26 protein-coding genes are annotated in these 20,529 nt (G+C 65.7%); 9 read left to right on the forward strand and 17 right to left on the reverse strand.

Annotation, left to right across the window (positions count from 1 at the left end; all coding sequences use genetic code 11):
- Window positions 1-10: 10 nt before the first annotated feature.
- Both ccoG and DCM79_RS17000 read left to right on the forward strand, forming a co-directional pair.
- On the forward strand, window positions 11-1,450 hold the full coding sequence (gene ccoG, locus DCM79_RS16995; RefSeq protein WP_257175461.1) for a cytochrome c oxidase accessory protein CcoG: 1,440 nt from the start codon (window positions 11-13) through the stop codon (window positions 1,448-1,450).
- Between the two features lie 150 nt (window positions 1,451-1,600).
- Complete coding sequence (locus DCM79_RS17000) at window positions 1,601-2,764, forward strand: GNAT family N-acetyltransferase (protein ID WP_257175462.1); 1,164 nt, start codon at window positions 1,601-1,603, stop codon at window positions 2,762-2,764.
- A 7-nt stretch (window positions 2,765-2,771) separates the two neighbouring features.
- Here the strand turns inward: DCM79_RS17000 and DCM79_RS17005 are convergent, their stop codons facing one another.
- From DCM79_RS17005 to DCM79_RS17070, 14 genes are all read right to left on the reverse strand, one after another.
- Window positions 2,772-3,437, reverse strand: a complete 666-nt coding sequence (locus DCM79_RS17005) for a DsbA family oxidoreductase (RefSeq protein WP_257175463.1) — start codon at window positions 3,435-3,437, stop codon at window positions 2,772-2,774.
- A 170-nt stretch (window positions 3,438-3,607) separates the two neighbouring features.
- Window positions 3,608-4,429: a helix-turn-helix domain-containing protein gene (locus tag DCM79_RS17010; RefSeq protein ID WP_257175464.1), complete on the reverse strand. Its 822-nt coding sequence runs from the start codon at window positions 4,427-4,429 to the stop codon at window positions 3,608-3,610.
- Window positions 4,430-4,529: 100 nt separating this feature from the next.
- Complete coding sequence (locus DCM79_RS17015) at window positions 4,530-5,621, reverse strand: YeeE/YedE family protein (RefSeq protein WP_257175465.1); 1,092 nt, start codon at window positions 5,619-5,621, stop codon at window positions 4,530-4,532.
- A gap of 94 nt (window positions 5,622-5,715) precedes the next feature.
- A complete protein-coding gene (locus tag DCM79_RS17020) occupies window positions 5,716-6,159 on the reverse strand; it encodes a DsrE family protein (RefSeq protein WP_257175466.1) in 444 nt (147 codons plus the stop codon).
- Window positions 6,160-6,169: 10 nt separating this feature from the next.
- Window positions 6,170-7,072: an alpha/beta hydrolase gene (locus tag DCM79_RS17025; protein WP_257175467.1), complete on the reverse strand. Its 903-nt coding sequence runs from the start codon at window positions 7,070-7,072 to the stop codon at window positions 6,170-6,172.
- Window positions 7,073-7,086: 14 nt separating this feature from the next.
- Window positions 7,087-7,551 (reverse strand): hypothetical protein, encoded by a 465-nt coding sequence (locus DCM79_RS17030; protein WP_373568079.1) that lies wholly within the window; start codon window positions 7,549-7,551, stop codon window positions 7,087-7,089.
- Entirely contained in the window at window positions 7,548-8,240 is a 693-nt protein-coding gene (locus tag DCM79_RS17035) for a c-type cytochrome (protein WP_257175468.1), read from the reverse strand. The genes DCM79_RS17030 and DCM79_RS17035 overlap by 4 nt, the downstream gene beginning before the upstream one ends.
- A complete protein-coding gene (gene soxC / locus DCM79_RS17040) occupies window positions 8,224-9,495 on the reverse strand; it encodes a sulfite dehydrogenase (RefSeq protein WP_028137420.1) in 1,272 nt (423 codons plus the stop codon). The genes DCM79_RS17035 and soxC overlap by 17 nt, the downstream gene beginning before the upstream one ends.
- 6 nt (window positions 9,496-9,501) lie before the next feature.
- Window positions 9,502-11,193 (reverse strand): thiosulfohydrolase SoxB, encoded by a 1,692-nt coding sequence (gene soxB, locus DCM79_RS17045; protein ID WP_257175469.1) that lies wholly within the window; start codon window positions 11,191-11,193, stop codon window positions 9,502-9,504.
- Window positions 11,194-11,220: 27 nt separating this feature from the next.
- Window positions 11,221-12,042 (reverse strand): sulfur oxidation c-type cytochrome SoxA, encoded by an 822-nt coding sequence (gene soxA, locus DCM79_RS17050; protein ID WP_257175470.1) that lies wholly within the window; start codon window positions 12,040-12,042, stop codon window positions 11,221-11,223.
- Window positions 12,043-12,070: 28 nt separating this feature from the next.
- Window positions 12,071-12,397, reverse strand: coding sequence for a thiosulfate oxidation carrier complex protein SoxZ (soxZ, locus tag DCM79_RS17055; RefSeq protein WP_257175471.1), 327 nt, complete (start codon window positions 12,395-12,397; stop codon window positions 12,071-12,073).
- 18 nt (window positions 12,398-12,415) lie between these two features.
- A complete protein-coding gene (gene soxY / locus DCM79_RS17060; RefSeq protein WP_257175472.1) occupies window positions 12,416-12,868 on the reverse strand; it encodes a thiosulfate oxidation carrier protein SoxY in 453 nt (150 codons plus the stop codon).
- Between the two features lie 18 nt (window positions 12,869-12,886).
- Window positions 12,887-13,330, reverse strand: coding sequence for a sulfur oxidation c-type cytochrome SoxX (soxX, locus tag DCM79_RS17065; RefSeq protein WP_257175473.1), 444 nt, complete (start codon window positions 13,328-13,330; stop codon window positions 12,887-12,889).
- A gap of 131 nt (window positions 13,331-13,461) precedes the next feature.
- Window positions 13,462-14,043: a thioredoxin family protein gene (locus DCM79_RS17070; RefSeq protein ID WP_257175474.1), complete on the reverse strand. Its 582-nt coding sequence runs from the start codon at window positions 14,041-14,043 to the stop codon at window positions 13,462-13,464.
- 87 nt (window positions 14,044-14,130) lie between these two features.
- On the opposite strand from DCM79_RS17070, the gene DCM79_RS17075 reads away from it, so the two are divergent.
- Window positions 14,131-14,850 (forward strand): hypothetical protein, encoded by a 720-nt coding sequence (locus tag DCM79_RS17075; RefSeq protein ID WP_257175475.1) that lies wholly within the window; start codon window positions 14,131-14,133, stop codon window positions 14,848-14,850.
- 11 nt (window positions 14,851-14,861) lie between these two features.
- Here the strand turns inward: DCM79_RS17075 and DCM79_RS17080 are convergent, their stop codons facing one another.
- The gene (locus tag DCM79_RS17080) at window positions 14,862-15,593 is read right to left on the reverse strand and encodes a cytochrome c biogenesis CcdA family protein (protein ID WP_028137428.1); all 732 of its coding nucleotides are present in this window, start codon (window positions 15,591-15,593) and stop codon (window positions 14,862-14,864) included.
- Between the two features lie 97 nt (window positions 15,594-15,690).
- Between DCM79_RS17080 and DCM79_RS17085 the strand changes: the two genes are divergently transcribed.
- From DCM79_RS17085 to DCM79_RS17105, 5 genes are all read left to right on the forward strand, one after another.
- On the forward strand, window positions 15,691-16,074 hold the full coding sequence (locus tag DCM79_RS17085; protein WP_257175476.1) for a thioredoxin: 384 nt from the start codon (window positions 15,691-15,693) through the stop codon (window positions 16,072-16,074).
- Between the two features lie 28 nt (window positions 16,075-16,102).
- Window positions 16,103-16,453: a metalloregulator ArsR/SmtB family transcription factor gene (locus DCM79_RS17090; RefSeq protein ID WP_028137430.1), complete on the forward strand. Its 351-nt coding sequence runs from the start codon at window positions 16,103-16,105 to the stop codon at window positions 16,451-16,453.
- 71 nt (window positions 16,454-16,524) lie between these two features.
- On the forward strand, window positions 16,525-17,604 hold the full coding sequence (locus DCM79_RS17095; RefSeq protein ID WP_257175477.1) for a YeeE/YedE family protein: 1,080 nt from the start codon (window positions 16,525-16,527) through the stop codon (window positions 17,602-17,604).
- Window positions 17,605-17,743: 139 nt separating this feature from the next.
- Window positions 17,744-17,974 carry a hypothetical protein gene (locus DCM79_RS17100; RefSeq protein ID WP_257175478.1) on the forward strand — a complete coding sequence of 77 codons (231 nt, stop codon included), beginning with the start codon at window positions 17,744-17,746 and terminating at the stop codon, window positions 17,972-17,974.
- Between the two features lie 32 nt (window positions 17,975-18,006).
- Entirely contained in the window at window positions 18,007-18,405 is a 399-nt protein-coding gene (locus tag DCM79_RS17105) for a hypothetical protein (protein WP_257175479.1), read from the forward strand.
- 154 nt (window positions 18,406-18,559) lie between these two features.
- Here DCM79_RS17105 and DCM79_RS17110 read toward each other — a convergent pair whose 3' ends face one another.
- Window positions 18,560-19,123, reverse strand: a complete 564-nt coding sequence (locus tag DCM79_RS17110) for an SET domain-containing protein (RefSeq protein WP_257175480.1) — start codon at window positions 19,121-19,123, stop codon at window positions 18,560-18,562.
- A 160-nt stretch (window positions 19,124-19,283) separates the two neighbouring features.
- On the opposite strand from DCM79_RS17110, the gene DCM79_RS17115 reads away from it, so the two are divergent.
- A complete protein-coding gene (locus tag DCM79_RS17115) occupies window positions 19,284-19,889 on the forward strand; it encodes a hypothetical protein (protein WP_373568080.1) in 606 nt (201 codons plus the stop codon).
- Here DCM79_RS17115 and DCM79_RS17120 read toward each other — a convergent pair.
- The gene (locus tag DCM79_RS17120) at window positions 19,886-20,524 is read right to left on the reverse strand and encodes a DUF6321 domain-containing protein (RefSeq protein WP_257175481.1); all 639 of its coding nucleotides are present in this window, start codon (window positions 20,522-20,524) and stop codon (window positions 19,886-19,888) included. The two genes, DCM79_RS17115 and DCM79_RS17120, sit on opposite strands and share 4 nt — an antisense overlap.
- Window positions 20,525-20,529 lie beyond the last annotated feature (5 nt).

A 20,529-nucleotide genomic window follows, 5' to 3' on the forward strand; every position in this document is an offset into this window, starting at 1 on the left:
GGAATTTGCCATGACCGACGACACCTTCATCGAGGGACCTCTCTACGAGAAGCGAAGAAAGGTCTATCCGCAGTCGGTCCATGGGCCGTTCCGCCGCATCAAATGGGCGATCCTCTGCGTTACGCTCGGGGTCTACTATCTCCTGCCGTTCGTGCGCTGGAATAGAGGCCCCGGGCTGCCCGATCAGGCCGTGCTGATCGATCTGCCGCATCGCCGCTTCTATTTCTTCTTCATCGAGCTATGGCCGCAGGAGGTGTATTATTTCACCGGCCTGCTCATCCTCGCCGCGATGATGCTTTTCCTGATGAACGCGGTCGCGGGACGGCTGTGGTGCGGCTATCTCTGCCCGCAGACGGTGTGGACCGACCTGTTCTACGCCGTCGAGCGCTGGGTCGAGGGCGACCGCCGCGAGCGCATGCAGGGCGACAAGCACTACTGGACGTTCGACCACATCCGAAAGGTCGCGCTGAAGCATTTCCTCTGGATCATGATCGCCTGGTGGACCGGCGGCGCCTGGGTGCTCTATTTCGACGATGCGCCGACGCTGGTGAAGGATCTCGCGACCTTCCAGGCCCCGTTCATCGCCTATCTCTGGATCGGTATTCTGACTGCGACGACCTACGTCTTCGCCGGCCATGCCCGAGAGCAGATGTGCATCTACATGTGCCCGTGGCCGCGCATCCAGGCGGCCTTGACCGACGAATGGGCACTCAACGTCACCTATCGTCGCGACCGCGGCGAGCCGCGCATGTCGGTGAAGAAGGCGGAATCTGCCCGTGCGCAGGGTGGCCTCGCCGGCGACTGCGTCGACTGCCACCAGTGCATCAACGTCTGCCCGACCGGCGTCGACATCCGACACGGCATCCAGCTCGGCTGCATCCAGTGCGGCCTGTGCATCGACGCCTGCGACAACGTCATGCGCGAGATCGGACGTCCGCAAGGGCTGATCGGCTACGACACCGACATCAACATGCAGCGCCGGCGCGAGGGCAAGCCGCCGATCTATCGCATCGTCCGTCCGCGCACGGTGATCTACACCGCAGCGATCGCCATTGTCGGCAGCATCATGCTGTACGCGCTCGCCACGCGCGCGACCATGGACGTCAACGTGCTGCACGAGCGCAATCCGCTGTTCGTCCAGCTGTCGGATGGCGGGGTCCGCAACGACTACACCGTGCGCATTCTCAACAAGGGCGCACAGCGATCGTTTGCGATCGAGGTCTCCGGGCTGCCCGGCGCCACCATTCGCGTTGCCGGCATCGAGGCCGCGCCCGGCGCCAAGCCCGTCGTCGAGGTCGGGCAGGACCAGACCCGCGAGGTCCGGCTGTCGGTGCAGGTGGGGCCCGCCGATCTGCCGAAGTCCTCGCGCGATCTCGAGGTCACCATCACCGATACCGCCGGCGGCGGCCGGGCAAGCGCCCGCGACCATTTCTTGCCGGGCGACAAGTAGGGACTTCGTTGAGCATCCGGCAACGGATGCTCAACGAGACGTTAACATTACCGCTCGAATTGAAACGGCGCGCCAACGGTATTTTCCAATCTTTGCGCTAAGCATGGCCCCGTGACGCGGCACTTGCCCGCGTGAACGGGACGAGGGGACGTGATCGACATCGCGCAGCAGGCGGCGATTCATCCGGCATCCACACAGGATGCCATGGCGGCGCGCGTCCCGCTCGTTGCGATCGACGCCGGTCAATGGCGCGCACTCGCGCAGCGGGCGATCGAGCCGAACGGATATTACCTGCCCGCCTGGGAGCTCGCCGTCAGCGCCACCGCGCGCGGCCGCATGGACGCTTCGGCATTGCCTGCATTCGACGGCTCTTCGACGCGGCTGATCGGCCTGATGCCCGTGATCTCGCTGTGGCGAGCCTGGAGAATCCCCCTGCCCGCGCTGGTGAGCGCGCATCCCTACGGCACGTTGTGCAGCCCGCTGATCGATCGCGACGCTCCGATCGCGGCAGCCACGCGGCTGTTGCAGCAGGCGCGCAAGGCCGGTGCGCACGCGCTCGTGCTGAACGACGTCGCGCTCGACGGTGCCGCGATGAAGGCGCTCGAGCAGGCCTTGAGCCGCGACGGCCTGAAGCCGCGGTTGCTGTCCTCCTATCTCCGCGCCAGCCTCGATGCGACGCAAGACGACGAAACGCTGTTGCGCGACGCGCTCGGAGCGAAGAAGCTCAAGGAGCTGCGCCGCCTGCGCCATCGGCTCGAAGAGCACGGCCCCGTTACGTTCGAGATCGCGCGCCGGCCCGACGAGATCGGGCCGGCGCTCGAAACGTTCCTGCAGCTGGAAGCCAGCGGCTGGAAAGGCGAGCGCGGTACCGCGCTGGTCCAGCATGCCGGCGATGCGGCCTTCATTCGCCGCGCCGTCCCGGCGCTGGCGGAGACCGCGCAGTGCGAGATCATCACGCTTCGCGCCGGCACGATGCCGGTCGCGGCCGGCATCGTGCTGCGCCACCAGGATCGCGCCTTCTTCTTCAAGCTCGGCATCGACGAGCGCTTTGCCAGATATTCGCCGGGCGTGCAGCTCACGCTCGAGCTCACCCGCCATCTCTGCGCCGATGCCGCCATCGCCAGCGCCGATTCGACCGCGAGCGCCGACCACCCCATGATCAACCCGATCTGGCGGGGACGCTTTGCGGTCGGCGACGTGCTGATCCCGCTGCGGCGGCACGATCCGGTCGTGGCGCTCATTCACGGAGTACTGGTCGGCCTCATCACCGCGCACGAGACCGCGCGACGCCTGGTTCGCCGCCTCCGCAAATAAGCGAGCGCTACTCCGCCGCCTCCGCGTTGATCTCCGCCGAGACCTGGCGGATGGCGCGGGCGAGTAGCTTCGGATCCTGCGCGCCGGAGACCGCGTATTTCTGCGCGAAGACATAGGTTGGCACGCCGGAGATGCCCTTCTCGGCGGCCTCCTGGGCGTCCGCCGAGACGCGCGCGACGTCCTCGTCGGTGGCGAGACGCCTGCGCACGTCCTCGGCATCGAGGCCGACATCGGCGGCCGCCTGCACCAGCACGTTCACATCGGTGAGATCGCCGCCGTCGCGGAAATACAGCTCCATCAGGCGCTGCTTCATCTCGGGCGCCTTGCCGATCGCTTCCGCCCACAGGATGAGACGATGGCAGTCGGTGGTGTTGGGTTGACGCGCGACCAGCTCGGGCTTGTAGACGAGGCCCTCCTCGCTTGCGGCCGCAACGACGCGCCCGGCAATGCCCTTGTAGGCTTCGACCGAGCCGAACTTCTGGGTGAGATAGGCCTCGCGGCTGATGCCCTCGCGCGGCACCCATGGATTGAGGAAGAACGGGCGGAAATTGAGCTTGACCGGGACGTCGGGCACCAGCGCCAGCGCGCTCTCGATCCGGTGCTTGCCGATATAGCACCAGGGGCACACCACGTCGGAGACGACGTCGATCTGGAGCGGTTTCAGCGTGCTCATGTCAGGCGCCTCCTTCGGGCGGGTCACGGGTTCGCCGGAAGATAAGCCGAACCGGAGACGGCGCAAGGCACCCGTCCCGCATGGCTCGGGACTGCACCTCTGCGGTTATCGTGATGGCTCCGGCCCGCCGGGATACTCGCGGCCAGGGCGGCTACCATCTGTAAACGCCGCTATGACAGCCCGGCCGCCATCTGCTTCAGCCGTTGGCCGGTGCGCTCGTCCGCCGGGAAGAAGGTTTCCAGCGCCAGCTCCGACAGCGTGATGTCGACCGGCGTGCCGAACACCATGGTGGTGGAGAAGAAGCTCAGGATTTCGCCCTGGTGACGCAGCTTGAAGGGGATCGCGACATTGTCGCTCGACAGCGGCCCCGCGCGCGCCGGGATCGGATAGCTCTTGAGGTCGCTGTAGAGCTTGATCAATTCAGGATCGGCCGTCGCCTCGCATTGCCGGTGCAGCCGCTCCAGGAGGTGCCCGCACCATTCCGCGAGATTGACCGTGCGCGGTGCCAGCGCCTCGGGATGGAAGGCGAGCCGCAGCACGTTCAAGGGCTGGCCGAGCAGCCGCTGGGGAATGCCGTCGAGCAGCGGCGCCACCATGCGGTTGGCCGACACCAGGTTCCAGTGCCGGTCCACGGCCAGCGCCGGATTGGGCTCATGGGCTTTGAGCACGAGATCGATCGCCTGGCGGGCTGATTTCAAGGCAGGATCCTCCAGGGGCCGCTGCTGGAAGGCCGGCGCATAGCCGGCCGCGACCAGCAGCACGTTGCGTTCGCGCAAGGGCACGTCGAGGCGTTCGGCGAGCCTCAGCACCATGTCGCGCGAGGGCGCCGCGCGGCCGGTCTCGACGAAGCTCAGGTGACGCGCCGAGATTTCGGCCTCGCCCGCGAGATCGAGCTGGCTCATGCGGCGGCGCTGCCGCCATTCGCGCAAATGATCGCCGATATGGACTGGTTGGCTGCGCTCGGTACGTGCCGTGGATGCATGTGCGTTCATGACCGAAAATCTAGCATGCAGGTGACGGCCCTTCCATTACCTGCGAGGTCATGATTCCGTCCCCTTGTAACTCGGACGCGCCCATCCCCTATACAGTAATTCAGGTGCCCGGCGCCGGCGAGCCCGTCGCCGGTTGGGCTTGCGGCATGCCGGCGCGGTCGACGATCAAATCCGTGAGACCCGCCCCCAGCCACATGCCGCCGAGCACGAGCCAGGCGGTGAGCGCGAAGACCGAGGCGCCGGTCACGCCGGCGCCGACCGCGCAGCCGCCGGCAAGCATGGCGCCGAATCCCATCAGCACCGCGCCGAGCAGGTAACGGCGCATGCCGAGCCCGTCCGAGAATCCTTCCAGCTTCAGCTCACCCGCATGGGCTGCCGCCACAAATGAGCCGAGGAACACGCCCGGAATGATGCCGAGGTCGAAGCCGAGCCGCAGCTGCGAGCTGTTCAGGACCAGCATCAGCAGTTCGGCCGACGGTCCGCTGAAGGTGAGGCTCTTCAACGTCACCGGCGCGAACGAGGCCTGCGACAGCTGGTAGGTGAAGAGCCAGCCGGCGACCACAGCCGCTCCGGCTGCGAGCGCGGAAAGGATCAGCTGGCGCGGCAGCCGGCTGCGAAAGGCAAAGGACAGCCCCGCAATCAGCCACACGCCGCCGAAAGCGAGCTTCTCGGGCGTGCCGGCGCCGAACATCGCCATGATGTCGCGCGACGGGCCGCCGTCGACCAGCCACAGATTGGTCACCCACTCGCGCGCAGGCGACAGCAAGCCGCGATAGGAGGCCTGAGCGGCGACCGCGAACACCAATCCCGACAGCAGCGCCCTGAGATTGCCGTTGGCCGAGAGCACGAGCAGCCGGCTGGCGCAGCCGCGAGCCAGGATCATGCCGCAGCCGAACATCACCCCGCCGGCCAGCGCACCGGAGATGCTGCCCTGCTGCGCGAGCTGGCGCGCTTCGGAGACGTCGAGCCAGCCGAGCGCGACCAGCACTTGCGTGCCCAGCAGCGCCGCAGCAAAGGTCAACAGCCACACCGCAAGGCGCGGTCCACCCTCGCCACGGGAGAATTCGACGGCGGCCGCGCGCAGGCAGAAGCGGCTGCGCTGGGCGAAGAATCCAAAGAGACCGCCGACCAGGAGGCCGCCCAGCCATGACAGCCGGTCTTCTCCCATGAGATCGATGAGTGTCGTCAGCACGGCCGCCTCGGTATGCCCTGAACTTGCCAATCTATCGCCAGGCGCGGCCGCGCTGTATGAGCGAGATCAAGCCCAGGGCGCGGCCTACGCCCGCTCAGGGACGCAGATAGGCAAATCCCTGCTGTTGCAGCTCGACGAGCCGCACCACGCCGCCTTTCTCGGCGACAACGAAGCCGGGCGTGAGGTCGTCCAGCTTGACGCCCTGCGCCTTCATCGTGTTGGCGCAAGCGTCGAAGCCGACGCCGGCAGCGACGAGCTTCGTCATCATCGCAACGGTGTGATCCTGGGCCGCAAGCGCGTGGAAGGCCCGCAGGGCCGGCCCATGCACGACCAGCCTGATGTCGGCCTTGCCGGGCCCACCGACGCCGTCGACATGGTTCTGGAGATTGCCCAGAACGAAGACGACACGATCGGCATCCGCGAGATGATAGGCCACGCGCTGCCGCGCGGGCGTTTCCGTCGCCGCGGACGCCTGGCGCACCGCGAAGACGCCGAATAGTCCGGCAAGGCCGGCGCGAAGCATGGATCGACGCTGCATGGCGTCCCTCCTATCGTGTCTGCTTGATGAACTCGGCGATGCGGTCGGCGACGTCTTCCGCAAACAGATCGCGAAAGAAGTGATCGGCATCCTCGATTGTGTCGAGCTGAACCCTGCCGCCGCTCGAAGCGGCCAGCGGCGCGAAGGACGCGGCCACATCAGGCACGACCGTGTCCTTGGTCGCGGCGAACACCAGCACCGGCAGCTTCGCGCGGGCCACGAGGGCGGCCGTGTCCTGGCCGGCATCGGCGGCATAGAAAGACGCGAAGGCCCGCGCGGTGACCACGGCGTTGCGGCAATAGATGAAGCCGGGCACGTCCAGCCACTCCCCGCCGCGCCCGGCCGCGACCGCCTTCGTCGCCCCCTCCAGCAACGGCTCGAGCGGCTTGCCATAGGTCTTCGCGTAGGCGGCGCGCAAATCGGCCTCCGCCTTTGCGGTCACGGGCGCCAGCAGCACCGCACCCGCCACTGGCGTCTCGCTTGCTGCGAGATAGCGCGCGACCTGGTTGCCGCCGCGCGAATGGCCGAACGCGAAGACGAGCCGGGACACGCCTTTCGCTCGCGCAACCCAGGCACCGATCTCGGCGATCGCATCCTCGGCGACATAGTCATGTCGCACCGCGCAATCATACATGCCCTTGCGGCGATCGGCTCCCAGCGACAGCGTATGCGCGAGCGAGGCGATGCCGCGCTGCTCCAGCGCCTTGGCAATACCTTGAACGACCTCCATGTCCTTGTGCGCAAGCGTGCCGTGGGTCATCACGACGAGCGGTGTGTCCGGCCCCATCGAGGCTGGCGTGCGCAGTGTCGCGAGCGTCGTGCGGCCCTCGACCAACAGTTCGAGCTCCTGCTCGGCCGCACCTGCGGGCCCCGCGAATACAAGCACGATAGCCAGTCCCATCAACCATCGCATCGTCGGCTATCTCCCTACGGCCGGACAATCGTCCAGTTTTTTTCGGCAAGATCCATCAGCGCGGCAACCCCGACCTGGGCGACGCTGATGCCTTCGAGCAGCGGAGGCCGCCTGCCCTCCTTCGCCGCCAGCGTCTCCAGCGTGTTGCCGCAGGCGATGAAGCTCACATTGGGCATCGATTTCAGGAAATTCACCAGGCGCTCCCTCACCGGCGAACGATCCTCGAGCAGCATGTCGAGACCGCCATTGAAGGCGACCACTGCAATCTCGACGTCCTCGCCCTGTCCGGAATAATGCCGGGAGACGTTGGCGGCGACATCGAGGACGGCGCGCATCTTGACCGGGTCGTCGTCGCTGATCTGCAGCGCGAGCCTGTGAGGCTCAGCGGCCTCGGCCGCGGCCGGAAAGATTGCGATGAGCGAGCCGACAGCGAGAGCCGCATGCAGCAGCGTGCGGCGGCTCGCCCGGCCGTGTCTCACTCCACGCCCCGCGACTTCTTGTCCTTGCCGTCCTCGGGCGTCACGTCGATGGCGGCAGCGCGCCCGGTGATCTTCACCGGAGCGATGCAGTTCTTCATGCAGGGATCCTTCTGCCAGAACGCCTTCTCGCTGCTGGCGCGATCGTCCATCACGAAGCCCTGCTCGTTCGGCATCTTGATCGTGGCAAGGGTCTTCTTGTTCAGCTCGAGATTCTGATCGGTGACCACGTCGTTCAGATAGAGGACGTAGGCGACCAGCGCATAATATTCGTCGACGGACAGCGACCCCGTGTTGCCATAGGGCATGGCGTGCCTGACGTAGTCGAACACGGTGGAGGCGTAGGGCCAGTACGAGCCCACCGTCTTGACCGGATTGTCGCTCGTGAGCGAGCCCTTGCCGCCGGCCAGCACAGGCCAGCGGCCGCTGCCCTCGCCGAACTCGCCGTGGCAGCTCGCGCAATTGTCCATGAACAGCTTCTCGCCCTGGGCGGCTGTGCCCTTGCCTTCTGGCAGGCCCTGGCCGTCGGGCCGCACGTCGATGTCCCAGCCGCGGATCTCGTCTGCGGTCGGCGCGCGGCCGATGTGATAGCGCGGCCCGCCCTTGGCGTCCGCCTTCTGCTGCGCGAGCGCCGGCGCGCCGAGCGCGCAGGCGAGCAGCGCGGCTGTCATGAGCTTAAGCGACTTCGACATTCTCGACCTCACCATTGGCCTGCACATGCCAGGTCTGGATGCCATTGTTGTGATAGATGGAGTTGACGCCGCGGATCTTGCGCAGCTCGGCCTTGCTCGGCTGCACGTATCCGGTTTCGTCCTGCACGCGCGATTGCAGCAGCAACGGATCGCCGTTCCAGTCGAATTCGTAGTAAAAGCGCGTCAACGCCTTGTCGAGCACCGGCCCGTCGAGCCGCGCCGGCCACCAATTGCGGCCGCCGTCGAGCGAGACATCCACGCGCTTGACCTTGCCGTTGCCGCTCCAGGCGAGGCCGGAGACGATGGTGAAGCCCTTGCCGTGCCGGATCGGCGCCTGCGGGCTCGGGCTCGTGATCACGGACTTGGCGTCCATCGACCAGGTGAAGCGGCGCGCCTTGCCGTTCGGCATGAGGTCCGTGTATTTGGACGTCTCCTCGCGGGTGTGCCAGGGTTGGTCACCGACCTTGATGCGGCGCAGCCACTTGACCCAGAGATTGCCCTGCCAGCCCGGCACCACGAGGCGCATCGGATAGCCCTGCTCGGGATAGAGCGCCTCGCCGTTCATCTTGTAGGCGATGATGCAGTCGTCGAGGGCCTTCTCGATCGGCAGGCTGCGATCCATCGCGGCGGCATCGGCGCCCTCGACCAGCAGCCACTTTCCGTTGGTCTTGACGCCGGCTTCCTCCAGCAGCGTGCGCAGCGACACGCCGGTGTACTGCACGCAGTGGATCATGCCGTGGGTGAACTGGCAGCCGTTGAGCTGGGCGCCGCGCCATTCCATGCCCGAATTCGCCGCGCATTCCATGAAGTGGATGCGGTTGACGCGCGGGTAGCGCTTCAGCTCCTCCAGCGTGAGGATCAACGGACGCTCCACGAGCCCGTGGATCATCAGGCGATGATCAGCCGGATCGACCTCGGCAATACCGCCGTGATGCCGCTCGAAGCAGAGCCCGTTCGGGGTGATGATGCCTTCGAGCTCGTGCAGCGGCGTGAAGCTCACCGAGGATTCGCGCGAGGCGGTCAGCCATTCGACGTCGCGCCGCACCACGTCCTTCTCGAATTTCGACGGCTTGCCATACGGACGCACGGCGACGCCCTCGCCGAGCGACCTGGTCCATTCCGGCACGTTGGGCGGCTGATTGGCGGGATTGCCGCCGCCCGCAAGAGCGGGCTTGGCGAGCACCGATGCGGCAACACCGGCCCCAGCGGCCAGGAAGTTGCGTCGGGATTGGCGGGAACTGTCCATCTTCGACATCGCTTCTCACGCTCCGGTAACTTTGACGGCCCGGTTGGGTTCGAGCCGAACGGTTTTCTGTCGCGTCAGGTAGTTCGCGACGACGTCCCAGATCGGCGGACCCTCGGTTCCTTCGTTGACGCTGGCCCAGCCCGCAACCTGGTATTCCCTGGCGGGATCGATCGGCGCGCCGGTCTTGGCCATCTGCATGTCCGAGATGCGTTGCCCCTGCGGCTTGGTGACGTCTATCGCGTAGGACAGTCCGCCGATCCGCACCATGTCGCCGCCCTGCTGGTAGTAGGGATCGATGTTGAACAGATTGTCGGCGACGTCCTCGATGATCTCCTTCAGCCGCGCGCCGGTCATGCCCATGCGGTAGACCGCAGGATAGGTGATCGCGGTCGCGTTGGTGACGTCCTCGAAGGTGATGTCCTGCCCCGGCAGCACGCTGGTGCCCCAGCGGAAGCCGGGCGACAGCGCGATCTCGGCGTCGCGCTCCTGCAGCAGCGCCTGGCAGATCAAATCGTCGAACGTGCCGTTGAAATTTCCGCGCCGGTAGAGCAGCGAGTCGGTCCTGCCGAGCACCTTGGCGAGATCGGACGCGAACGGCTTGCGCACCTCGGCAATCTTGGCCGCCATCTCGGCGTCCGCCGCGATCACGTCGGAGAACAGCGGAATGAGCTTATACCTGTAAGCTTTCACCTCGCCGTCGCGGACGTCGAGATCGAGCCGCGAGACGAACTTTCCGGACGAGCCCGACGCGATCAGCAGGGTCTTGCCGACCTTGACGGCCTCGGGCAGCGCGTCATGGGTATGTCCGGTCAGGATGACGTCTAGGCCCTTGACGCGGCTCGCGAGCTTGCGGTCGACGTCGAAGCCGTTGTGGGAGAGCAGCACGACGAGCTGCGCGCCGCCCTTGCGCGCCTTGTCGACCTGCGCCTGCACGTCCTCCTCGCGCACGCCGAACGACCAGGTCGGAATCATCCAGCGCGGATTGGCGACCGGTGTATAGGGGAAGGCCTGGCCCAGCATCGCGATCTTGACGCCGCCGCGCTCGATCATGGTCGAGGCCTCGAACGCCGCCTCGTTCCATTCGGTGTCGCGGATATTGAGGCCGAGGAATGGGAAGCCGAGGCCTTCGATGGCCTGCTTGACCCGCTCGGTCCCGTAGGTGAACTCCCAATGACCGGTCATGGCGTCCGGTTTCAGCAGAGCCATGCAGTCGATCATGTCCTGGCCGCGCGTCTTCAGCGACGACCACGAGCCCTGCCAGGTGTCGCCGCCGTCGAGCAGCGCGACCTTGTCGCCGCGCTCGGCGCGGATCGACTTGATCACGGTCGCGGCGCGATCGAGACCGCCGATCCGGCCATAGCTCTTGGCCAGCGCCTCGAAATCCTCCGACGTCAGGGCGTAGGCCGCCGACGAGCCGGGCGCGATCCCGAACCGCGTCAAGAACTCCTTGCCGGTGACGTGTGGCGGAAGGCCCTTGGCCTCGCCCACTCCGAGATTGGTCGAGGGCTCGCGGAAATAGAGCGGCATCAGCTGACCGTGGATATCGGTCACGTGCACCAGCGTGACGTTGCCGAGCGGCTCGAATGCCAGCAATTCCTTCTCGGTCAGGCGCTGCTGGGCGACCGCCCGGGTCAGGCCGGAGCCGACACCGCTCGAGAGGGCCGCCGTTGCCGCGGCGACCTGAATGAACTCGCGGCGAGAGATCATGCGCAAGACTCCTGCAAGCTCATCGTTTCAGTTGCGCACCGACGGCGTCTCGACCGGCAACCCGATGCCGCGCCAGGCCACATAGAGCTCGAGCGCCAAGAACTCGTCCGAGAGCGGCTTGAACGGCTCGGCGCGCACGTCGAACATGCAGCCTTCGAAACGCTCATGCAGCGGCACCAGGCGCTGGTCGCGCAGCCGATAGGTCGGAAAGCCGTTGGTCTGGCCCTGGCTCAGGAAATCGGCGCGCATGAACTTGCCGTTGTTGCGCTCGTGGCAGGATTCGCAGGCCAGATCGAGCTGGCCGTAGCGCGTGTAATAGATCTGCTTGCCGCGCTCGAACCAGGGCGACATCGGCCCGTCGGTCTTCACCGCGACCTTCATGCCGTGCGATTGGTAGCGCACGAAGGCGGTCATGTCAGTCAGCTCCCGGGATTTGAATTTCCAGGGTTCCGCCTTCATCTGCTCGCTGCGGCAGATGTTGATGCGCTGCTCGAGATTGACCGGCTTCTTGAGCTTGTCGTCCCATTTCGGCATGGCGGCGCCGACGCCCTTCATGCTGGTCGCGGCCTCGCCATGGCAGCTCATGCACGACTTGCCCTCGCTGCCCTCGACCTTCTTCCAAGCCTCCGCGGCGCGCTCCACGGCGAGGAATCCCGGATTTTCCAGATCGTCGTCCTGCAGCGCACGGGTCTCCTTGCTGCGGAACTCGTAGCCGGAAATGATGGTCTTGAAGACGTGGTCGGGCGGCGCCGCGATGCCCTTGCGCTCGGCCTCCTCCGCGGATGCGAGCGTCGCAACCGATGCAGCGGCCACGATCGCAGCGGCCAACCCTGTGTATCGTGGCGCCATTCGAGCCTCCCTCAATGCGCGATGCGCATCATGCCTTGAGCGCGATCTTCTCTTCGGCCGTGATCACCGTGCCGTCGTCGTCCGTCCAGGAGAACTTGAACGTGCCGGCCTCGTCGATCCTGGCGTCGAACTGGATGTAGGGGTTGGCCGAGATCGCCGGCTCCAGCACGCAGCCGAACACCGGCTTGCCGTTGAACTCGCAGGCGAACTTGTTGATGATCTTGCGCGGAATGGGCTTGCCCTGCGCATCCTTGCGCTGGCCCGATTCCATCACGTGCGAAACCAGGGTCTTGATCTGGATGACCTCGCCCTTGGCGGCTTCCTTCGGAAGCTTGATGCGCGGCTTTTCTGCCATCTGTCTTCTCCTAAGCCCTTAGCCGCCGCAGCCGCCGATGGTGACCTTGACGGTCTTCTGCTCCGTGAACAGCGAACCGTCGCTCATCTTAGCGATCGCAACCACGTTCTGCGTGGACGCGAGCCGGATCCGGATCGAGGCTTCCGCCTTGCCCGACAGCGGCGTGAAGGACAGCGTCGCCACGCCCGCGTTCGGGTTGCCGTCCGCGATGATCAGAACGTCCTTGACGTGGGAGTCCGCGGTCATCGGGCTGTCGATGTTGATCGACAGCGGCACGGTGTTGCCATTCTCCGCGATTTCCGGCAGATCGAGCGAAATCTTGCCCTTGGCCGGCTGCTTGCCGCCGGTGAACTTCTCGATCCACTTCGCCGCGTCGTTCGAGACCTCGGCATCGGCTGCCATGGGCATCAGGGTCAGCATGACGAAGCCGCCCCCGAGTGCAAATGCCTGCCGTCGATTGATGGCTTTCATTCCTGATCCTCCTCGCCGTCAGTTCAGCGTCTTGAGAAAAGCGATGACGTCCTCGACCTGCGCGGCCGTCAGAATGGACTTGCCGACGAATTCCGGGCGCACCCGGCTGAGCCCATCGTTCTTGAAGAACGCGGGCATGACCGTGCCGGTGAAGATGCGCTTGGGGTCGGCGATGATGAGGCGCAATTGCGCCTCGCTATAGCGGCCGGCGACACCGTCGAGCGACGGGCCGAACTCGCCATGGAATTCCTGGGATTTCAGGCTGGTGACCTGATGGCAGGCCAGGCAATTGCCGAGCGTGCGCGTCAGGAACACCTTCTTGCCGGCGGCGGCGTCGCCGGGCGCGCCGGTCAGGGATTTCGGCAGAGAATCATCGACGACGTCGAGCTTGATCGGCTCCTGCGCACAGGCGCTTCCGATCGTGAGACACCAAGCAAACGCAGCCGCAAGCGAGCGCCGCATGTTTCCTACCCCAGGGATGGCGAGGTGACGCCCGCCTCGTTCATGACGGATCTGACGATCCATCACATTCATTTATTATGATATGATCATGTCTTTGACGGCGTCAAGACATATTTGCGCGCGGCGTCGGACTAGCCGCTTGTGGCGAGGAAGTCTTTGAACGAGCCGCGCTCATAGGCGCGCTCCCGCACGAAACGAAACATCGCGAGGAAATGCGGCGGCTTCAGATAGCCGGGCGCGCGCGCGACTTCTCGCGCCATCGGCTCCCGCTTTTCGATGCCGCTGGACGAAGGCGGAAAGAACTGGAACGTCGGGGTGAACCTGATCCCGTATTTCTGGGCAAGGTCCTTCTCGGACAGCTCCTGACGGTCGAAATCCGTCACCTTGCGGGATCCGATCAGACTGAGCTGGAGCACCTCGAAATTCTCGCGGATGTAATTCGCAATGCCGGCATCGGCGAAATTCACCAGATGCGTTTCGCGGCAATAGGGACAGCCGCGCAGCTCCCACATGATGGCGAGGCGCTTGCCGTTGGCGGCAGAGCTGTCGAGATCTTCGCGCAGATCGAGAAAGCTCTGCAGAAACCAGGGCTCGTGATAGAGCCCGTCGTCTCCGAGCGCGGGTTCGGCCACGGCCACGCGGCAGCTTGCGGCAATCGCGGCTGCCGGAGCCAGAGCCAGAAGATCTCGCCGCGTCGGCCTGAGGAGATGCATCGGGAATTTCAACCTTGGACAACATTGCGGGTCGAGCCAGCTCCATTATAATATTCGAATACTCGAATGTAACAAGGATTTCCCATCTTGCGCTGCATCATCGTGCTGTTGACGTGGCTGGCCTTCGGAGCGCTCGCCCTTGGCGCCGAGGGCGACCCTGTGAACGATTTCGCAGCGGCGATGCAGCCGATCAGGGCCAATCTGCGCAGCGCCGCGAGCTATGCGCGGACCGGAAACATTGCGCTGGCTCAGATGGAGATCGAAGAGGCCACAGCGGCCTGGAAGCAGCTCGCGACAAATGCGCCCTCTCCCAGCCCCGCTTATATGCCTGCCGCGCTGACGGAATTTCTCGGCCGCGGCAGCGAGCAGCTTGGTGCGGTCGCGCGGGCACTCGATGACGGTGACGTTGTCGCCGCCGGACGAGAGCTGCTCCTGCTCCGCCGGTCGTTCCACGACCTCAGGCGTCGATCCGGCCTCTACGATCTCGCCGATTGCGTCTTCGAGATCGCACCCGCGATGGACAGACTGCGGGTTGCGGCCACGCACTATGGCGAGCACCCTGCCCCGGCACGGGCCGAGGCTACCATCGCCAGCGCAAGCGCGTTGCGCGACCGTCTGCAACGTTGCAACGATTGGGCCCGGGCGAACGTTGCTGAAACGAGCGAGTTCCGTCGGCTGATTGACGGAGCAATCGCCAGCAGCGCCGAAATCTCCCGTGCGGCGATGGCCGGCGACGGGCCGCTGGTCCATCGCTACCTGATCGAGCTGCAGTCTTACGCGCAGCTGCTCGATTTCCGCTTCGGCTGAAACCGTGATAGTCAGCCGATGCTGGTCAATGCAGGGAAATGCTGCAGCAGCCATTCCGAGACGGCTGGCATCAAGCCGGTCAGGAACATCAATCCGGTCGCAACCAGAAAGGCGCCCATCGTCTTCTCCACCAAGGCCAGGTGCCGGCGGGCACGGCCGAGCGCGGCGACGAAGCGACCGGTGAAAGCGGCAGCGATTAGGAAGGGAATGCCGGTCCCTGCCGAATAGGACAGCAGCAGCAGAGCTCCCCTCGCCGTGGTGTCCTCGGACCCCGCCATGAACAGGACGGCCGCGAGGATAGGACCTGCACAAGGTGTCCAGCCGAACGCGAACGCCAGACCCATGACGAAGGCGCCCGCAACACCGGCAGGCCGGTTCTCGACCTGCAGCGTCGCGCTGCGATACAGCAGCGGAATCCTGAGCACGCCGAGAAAGTGCAGACCCATCAAGACGATCAGGGCGCCCGCGACGATGCCGAGCGTCGAGATGTGGGCGGAGATGAAGCGCCCCGCAATCGAGGCGGTCGAGCCCAGCGCCACGAAGACCAGGGAGAAGCCGGCCACGAAGGCCAATGCAGAAACGAGGATGCGCGGCCGCAATGCCGGCTGCCCATCGGAGAGATCCGAGACCGAGACACCGGCCATGTAGCACAGGAACGGCGGGACCAGCGGCAGGATGCAGGGTGACAGAAACGACAATAGGCCAGCGACAAAGGCCGCCCCAAGCGTGACATCCAAGGTCATTGCCTCCCACCTATTACGTATGCGAATTTAATGATATAAAGAACCGAGGAAGTCCAGAGGCCGCTAGAGGCCCGAAGTCCGGAGGTCATCGCGCGGGATGAGCCGACACGTCGCATTTCTCTTGGCATTGCTCCTGGCCGCAATCACGCTCGCCCTGCCGGCGACGGGGTCCCGCGCGACCGAGCTGGTCATGTTCGAGCGGGCCGGCTGCGTCTGGTGTGCGCGCTTTGATTCCGAGATCGCGCCGATCTACGGCAAGACCGAGGAAAGCCAGGCCGCACCGCTGCGCCGCGTCGATCTCGGCCGCCCCCTGCCCGCCGATCTCGCCGGAATCGATCCGGGTGCCTTCACGCCGACCTTCGTCGTGGTAAAAGAGGGCCGGGAGATCGGCCGCATCCGCGGCTATCCGGGGGATACCTTCTTCTTCGGCCTGCTGAACCGCATCCTGACCGGTTCGGGATCGATGCCGGACAGGTCGTGACCAGAGATGCCATGAGGAACTTGACGCGATGCCGTTGCCAAAGCTGAAGGAGATCGAGGGATCCGCCGAACTCGAGCAGATGATCGAGAAGGCGCGCGAGGCGAGCGACATGCTCAAGGCGCTGTCGCACGAATCCCGCTTGCTGCTGCTCTGCATCCTCGCCGAGGGCGAGAAGTCGGTGACCGAGCTCGAGCAATTCCTCGGCGAGCGGCAATCGACGGTATCCCAGCAGCTCGCGCGGCTGCGGCTCGACCGTCTGGTCACCACCCGCCGCGACGGCAAGACCATCTATTACAGCCTCGCCAGCGAGGACGTCCGCAAGATATTGACCGCCGTCTACGACGTGTTCTGCGAGCCGGTGCGCCGGCGGCGCCGGTAATTATCCGCTCTGGCTTTCCGCAACCCTCCGGCGCAAGCTGACCGGAAGGACAACAAACATCTCCGGGAGGAATGCTGAACCCGTCGACCATAGCGTTCGCATGCGGGCTTGCAGCCGGCGCCATGCTCGGTGTCGCGGGTCGCGCGGGACGATTTTGCACACTGGCGATGCTCGAGGATGCGTTCTTCGGGTCGGATTTGCGCCGGCTGAAATCCTTTGCGCTGGCCGCGGCCGTGGCGCTGCTGGCGACCCAGGCGCTGGCCGAATTCGGCATCGTCGATCTGTCGCGATCGATCTACCTGACACCGTCGATCGGGCTTGGCGGTGCGATTCTGGGCGGGCTGATGTTCGGCATCGGCATGGCGCTGGTCGGCACGTGCGGCTTCGGCACGTTGGTCCGCGTCGGCGGAGGAGATCTGCGCGCCATCGTGGTCTTCCTCGTGCTCGGCCTCTCGGCGCTCGCAACCATGCGCGGCATCACGGGCATGTTGCGCGTGATGCTGATCGAGCCGTTGTCTCTGCGGCTCTCCGCAGGCACCGACCAGACGCTTACCTCGCTTCTCGGCGCGGGAGGCGCGATGCGCGCGCTGCTCGTCGTGTCGATCGCCACGGCGCTCGCCGTCTGGGCCCTCGCCGACGGCAGGCTGCTGCGATCGCCCCGACTGCTGGCCTCCGGCCTTGCCGTCGGCGCCGCGGTCGCATTCGGCTGGTTCGCGACCGGCTGGCTTGCCGATGACGAGTTCGATCCCGTCCGCGTCTCCTCGCTCAGCTTCGTCGCGCCGCTCGGCGACACCATCCTCTACATCGCGACCTTCTCCGGGGCGCGTCTGAATTTCGGCATCGGCTCCGTCGCAGGCGTGGTGGCAGGCTCATTCGCCGCGGCGATGCTCGCGCGCGGCTTCCGTTGGGAGGCCTGCGACGACGCCCGCGAATTGAAGCGTCACATGACCGGCGCGCTCCTGATGGGCATCGGGGGCGTCATGTCGATGGGATGCACGATCGGGCAAGGGTTGACCGCGTTCTCGACCCTCGCCGTCTCGGCGCCGATCACCCTGCTGGCGATCGCCTGCGGAGCCCGACTCGGACTCGAATTCACGATGACCGGCGAGTGGCTGCCGGCATTGCGGCGGCTGTTCGGCGCCTCGACATAGCCCGGACCACCGCGATTTCACGCCAATTGCGAGCTGCGTCGAACGTCCCACAGTGCCCTGAATAGCGCCCTGCCTTACCCCTGAGGTAATCGAATTGGCCCGCGGGCCGGCGCATCTTCTGTTGCAACAGGAGATGACTATGATCGCGCTGCTGCTCTACCGGACCATCGCAGACCACCTCGTTCCCTGGGCCATGGCGCTCGCGACCCGCATGCTGGCACGCAGCCTCAACATGCCCGAGCCGCTGGTGCATTCGACCGGCGATTACGTGGTCGCACAGGTCATCGCCTTCGAGCACGGCGTCGGCAGAAGCCTCTGCCCCTACCGTCTCGCCCGCCTGCTCCGCGCCTGGTGGCGCGGACGGCAGTGAGCTCCACCCCACCCCAAGCAAGGAGACCTACCATGATCGTTGCATCCACCTTCCTCCGCCGCGCCCTGTTCGCCGATGCCGTCTTCAGCGGCGTCGCCGCCCTCGGCTTCACCTTCGGCGCGAGCACGTTCGCTGCGCTCTTCAACCTGCCCGAGGCGCTGCTGCGCGAGACCGGCCTGTTCCTGATCGGCTACGCCGCGCTGGTCGGCTGGCTCGCTTCGCGCGCCGCGGTGGCGAAGGCGCTGGTGCTGCTGGTCGTGGTCGGCAACGCCGCCTGGACCGTCGGCAGCATCGCGCTGCTGCTCTCCGGCGCAGTGTCGCCGAACCTCGCCGGCGAGCTCATGGTCGTGGCGCAGGCGATCGCCACCGGCGTGTTCGCCGAGCTGCAATATGTGGGATTGCGGAAGAGCGGGAGTGTGGCGGCGGCGTGAAGGCCGCTCTTGTCCCGGACGCGCTGCAACGCTTCGGCGTTGCGGCGCAGAGCCGGGACCCATTTGTAATGGACCCCGGTTCTGCGGCGCACCGCACCGGACGATGCTTCGCATCGCCGGGGTCGCTGCGCCGCGTCCGGGGCACGAATGGGGGCTAGGCCCGCGCGCGGGCCTTGCCGACGGCGTGACCGTTGAGCTTCTTCTTGGCCGCCTTGTTCTTGAGGCCCTTCGCGCCCGCCTTCTCGGCCTTGCGCTCGCTGCGCGCCTTCACCTTGGCACGTTCGGCCCGCGCCTCGGCGCGCAGCTTCTTGCGCTTCCTCTCGCAGGACTCGCACTTGCAGCCGATCGGCTTCAGATAGGCTTTGAAATAGTCGGTGCCGTAATCGTAGTTGATCTCGTCGCCGGGCTCGATGTTCTTGATGGCGCGGATGAACACCTTGCGCTCGCGCGGCCGGACGTCGGACTCGGCGTTGGGCCGGCAGGAATGGTTGATGTAGCGGGCGAGATTCTTGCGCACCGACCCGTCGATGGTCCAGCGCCCGTTGAGCTCGAACAGGTACTTGTTCTCGATCTCGTCGTGCGCTGGAATCCGCGAATCCAGGATCGGTCCGAAATAGCGGATGATCCTGGTGCCCTTCTTGATCGGCTTGGTGGCGAAGAGGCCGAGTCCGGTCTTGGAGCGGCCGACACGATAAGGTTTGTTCGAGATGGCTGGCATGATCGAGAAAATGAGGACGCGAACGAGGCGGGAGAAGCCCAAGCGAAGCCGCTCTTCTAGAACGATTCCGCGGCGCTGTCAGGTATATCCCGCTCCGGTTTGAACCTTGCCCACAATCAAGACGTCTGATGGGACCAAGTTCCCACTGCCGCGGAGCCTCATGATGAACCACAACAGCATAGGTCTTGCCGTTCTGATGACCTGCATCGGCCTGACCTGCGCCGACGCCCAATCCGTGGGCAGCACCTACACCTCGACGGCGCCAAAAGATTGCCGCCAGATCGGCAAAGCGAGCGAGCTCGACGGCAGCACCACGAGGACATGTCCGGGCAGGAACGGCCTCCTGGTGCTGGTTGCCGAGGACGATCTCCGCGAGATCGTCTCGGTCGGCCGCAATCGCAAGCAAGCGGCCGAGGAACCGGCGGCCAAGGCCTGGTTTGCGCCGTTCAATTCGTCGGAGACCACGATCGAATGGCGCGCAGTGGGCGCAAAGCCGTTCGCGATCATCCAGCGCTGGCACATTGCCGACAACGGCGATCCCGACAAGCAGGGACGGCCCAACACCAAAGCCATGCTTGTCGTGACCCGGCTGCCGCCCGGCCCGGTCTGCCACGTCGCCTATGTCGATGCCATCGCCAATCCCACCGCCAACGAGCTCGCGCGCAAGGCGGCGGACGATTTCGCCCGCGGCTTCGCTTGCGGCAAGGACGAGGTGAAGATCATCGGCACGCGCGGCCGCGCCGTCGAATTGGCGACGATGCGCTAGCCTCCCGACTTGGCTCGCCGGTAGCGCGCCAGCAGACGCTCTCCTTTCGCAGCGATGCGCCGCGCCGCCGCGACTGTCTTCGGAACCGGCTCGCCCCAGGCATGCGCCGACAGCGCGTGGCGGGTCGGACGCCCCCTTGCATCGACCAGCGGCGGCAGCTTGGCGCGGCCATAGAAGCGCACGGCCCAGCTTCCTTTCCGCCGCATCTCCTGCGGCGTCATCTCCGACTCTTTCTTGGTGACGCCGGGCCGCAAATCGGCGCCCTGCTTGCGCGCGAACGCCTTGCGACCCGCCGCGGTCAGGCGCCGCGCGGATCCTTCTCGCGCGCGGATGCGCTGCGCTTGCGAGACTTGGCCTTCTTCGCGGTGCGTTTGCGGGTCTTCCTCGCGGAAGTCTTCTTTGCTGTCGAGGATTTCGATTTCGAAGCTTTCTTCGAGGCCTTCTTCCTGGAGGTCTTCTTTGCTGCCATGCGCATGTTGTCCACGAGGTTGGGATAGCGGCGGCCGGCGCGGCGGGCGCGCGCTTTCGCCGCCGATTTCTGCGCGGGGCTGAGATGCTTGGAAACCTTCCCTGTCCGTTTGCGGGGATTGGCGCGTTTCCAGGGAGCGCGTGCTGTTCTTGCCATGCGGCGTCAACGCCT

It is taken from the genome of Bradyrhizobium sp. WBOS07, assembly GCF_024585165.1.
Lineage (GTDB): Bacteria > Pseudomonadota > Alphaproteobacteria > Rhizobiales > Xanthobacteraceae > Bradyrhizobium > Bradyrhizobium japonicum_B.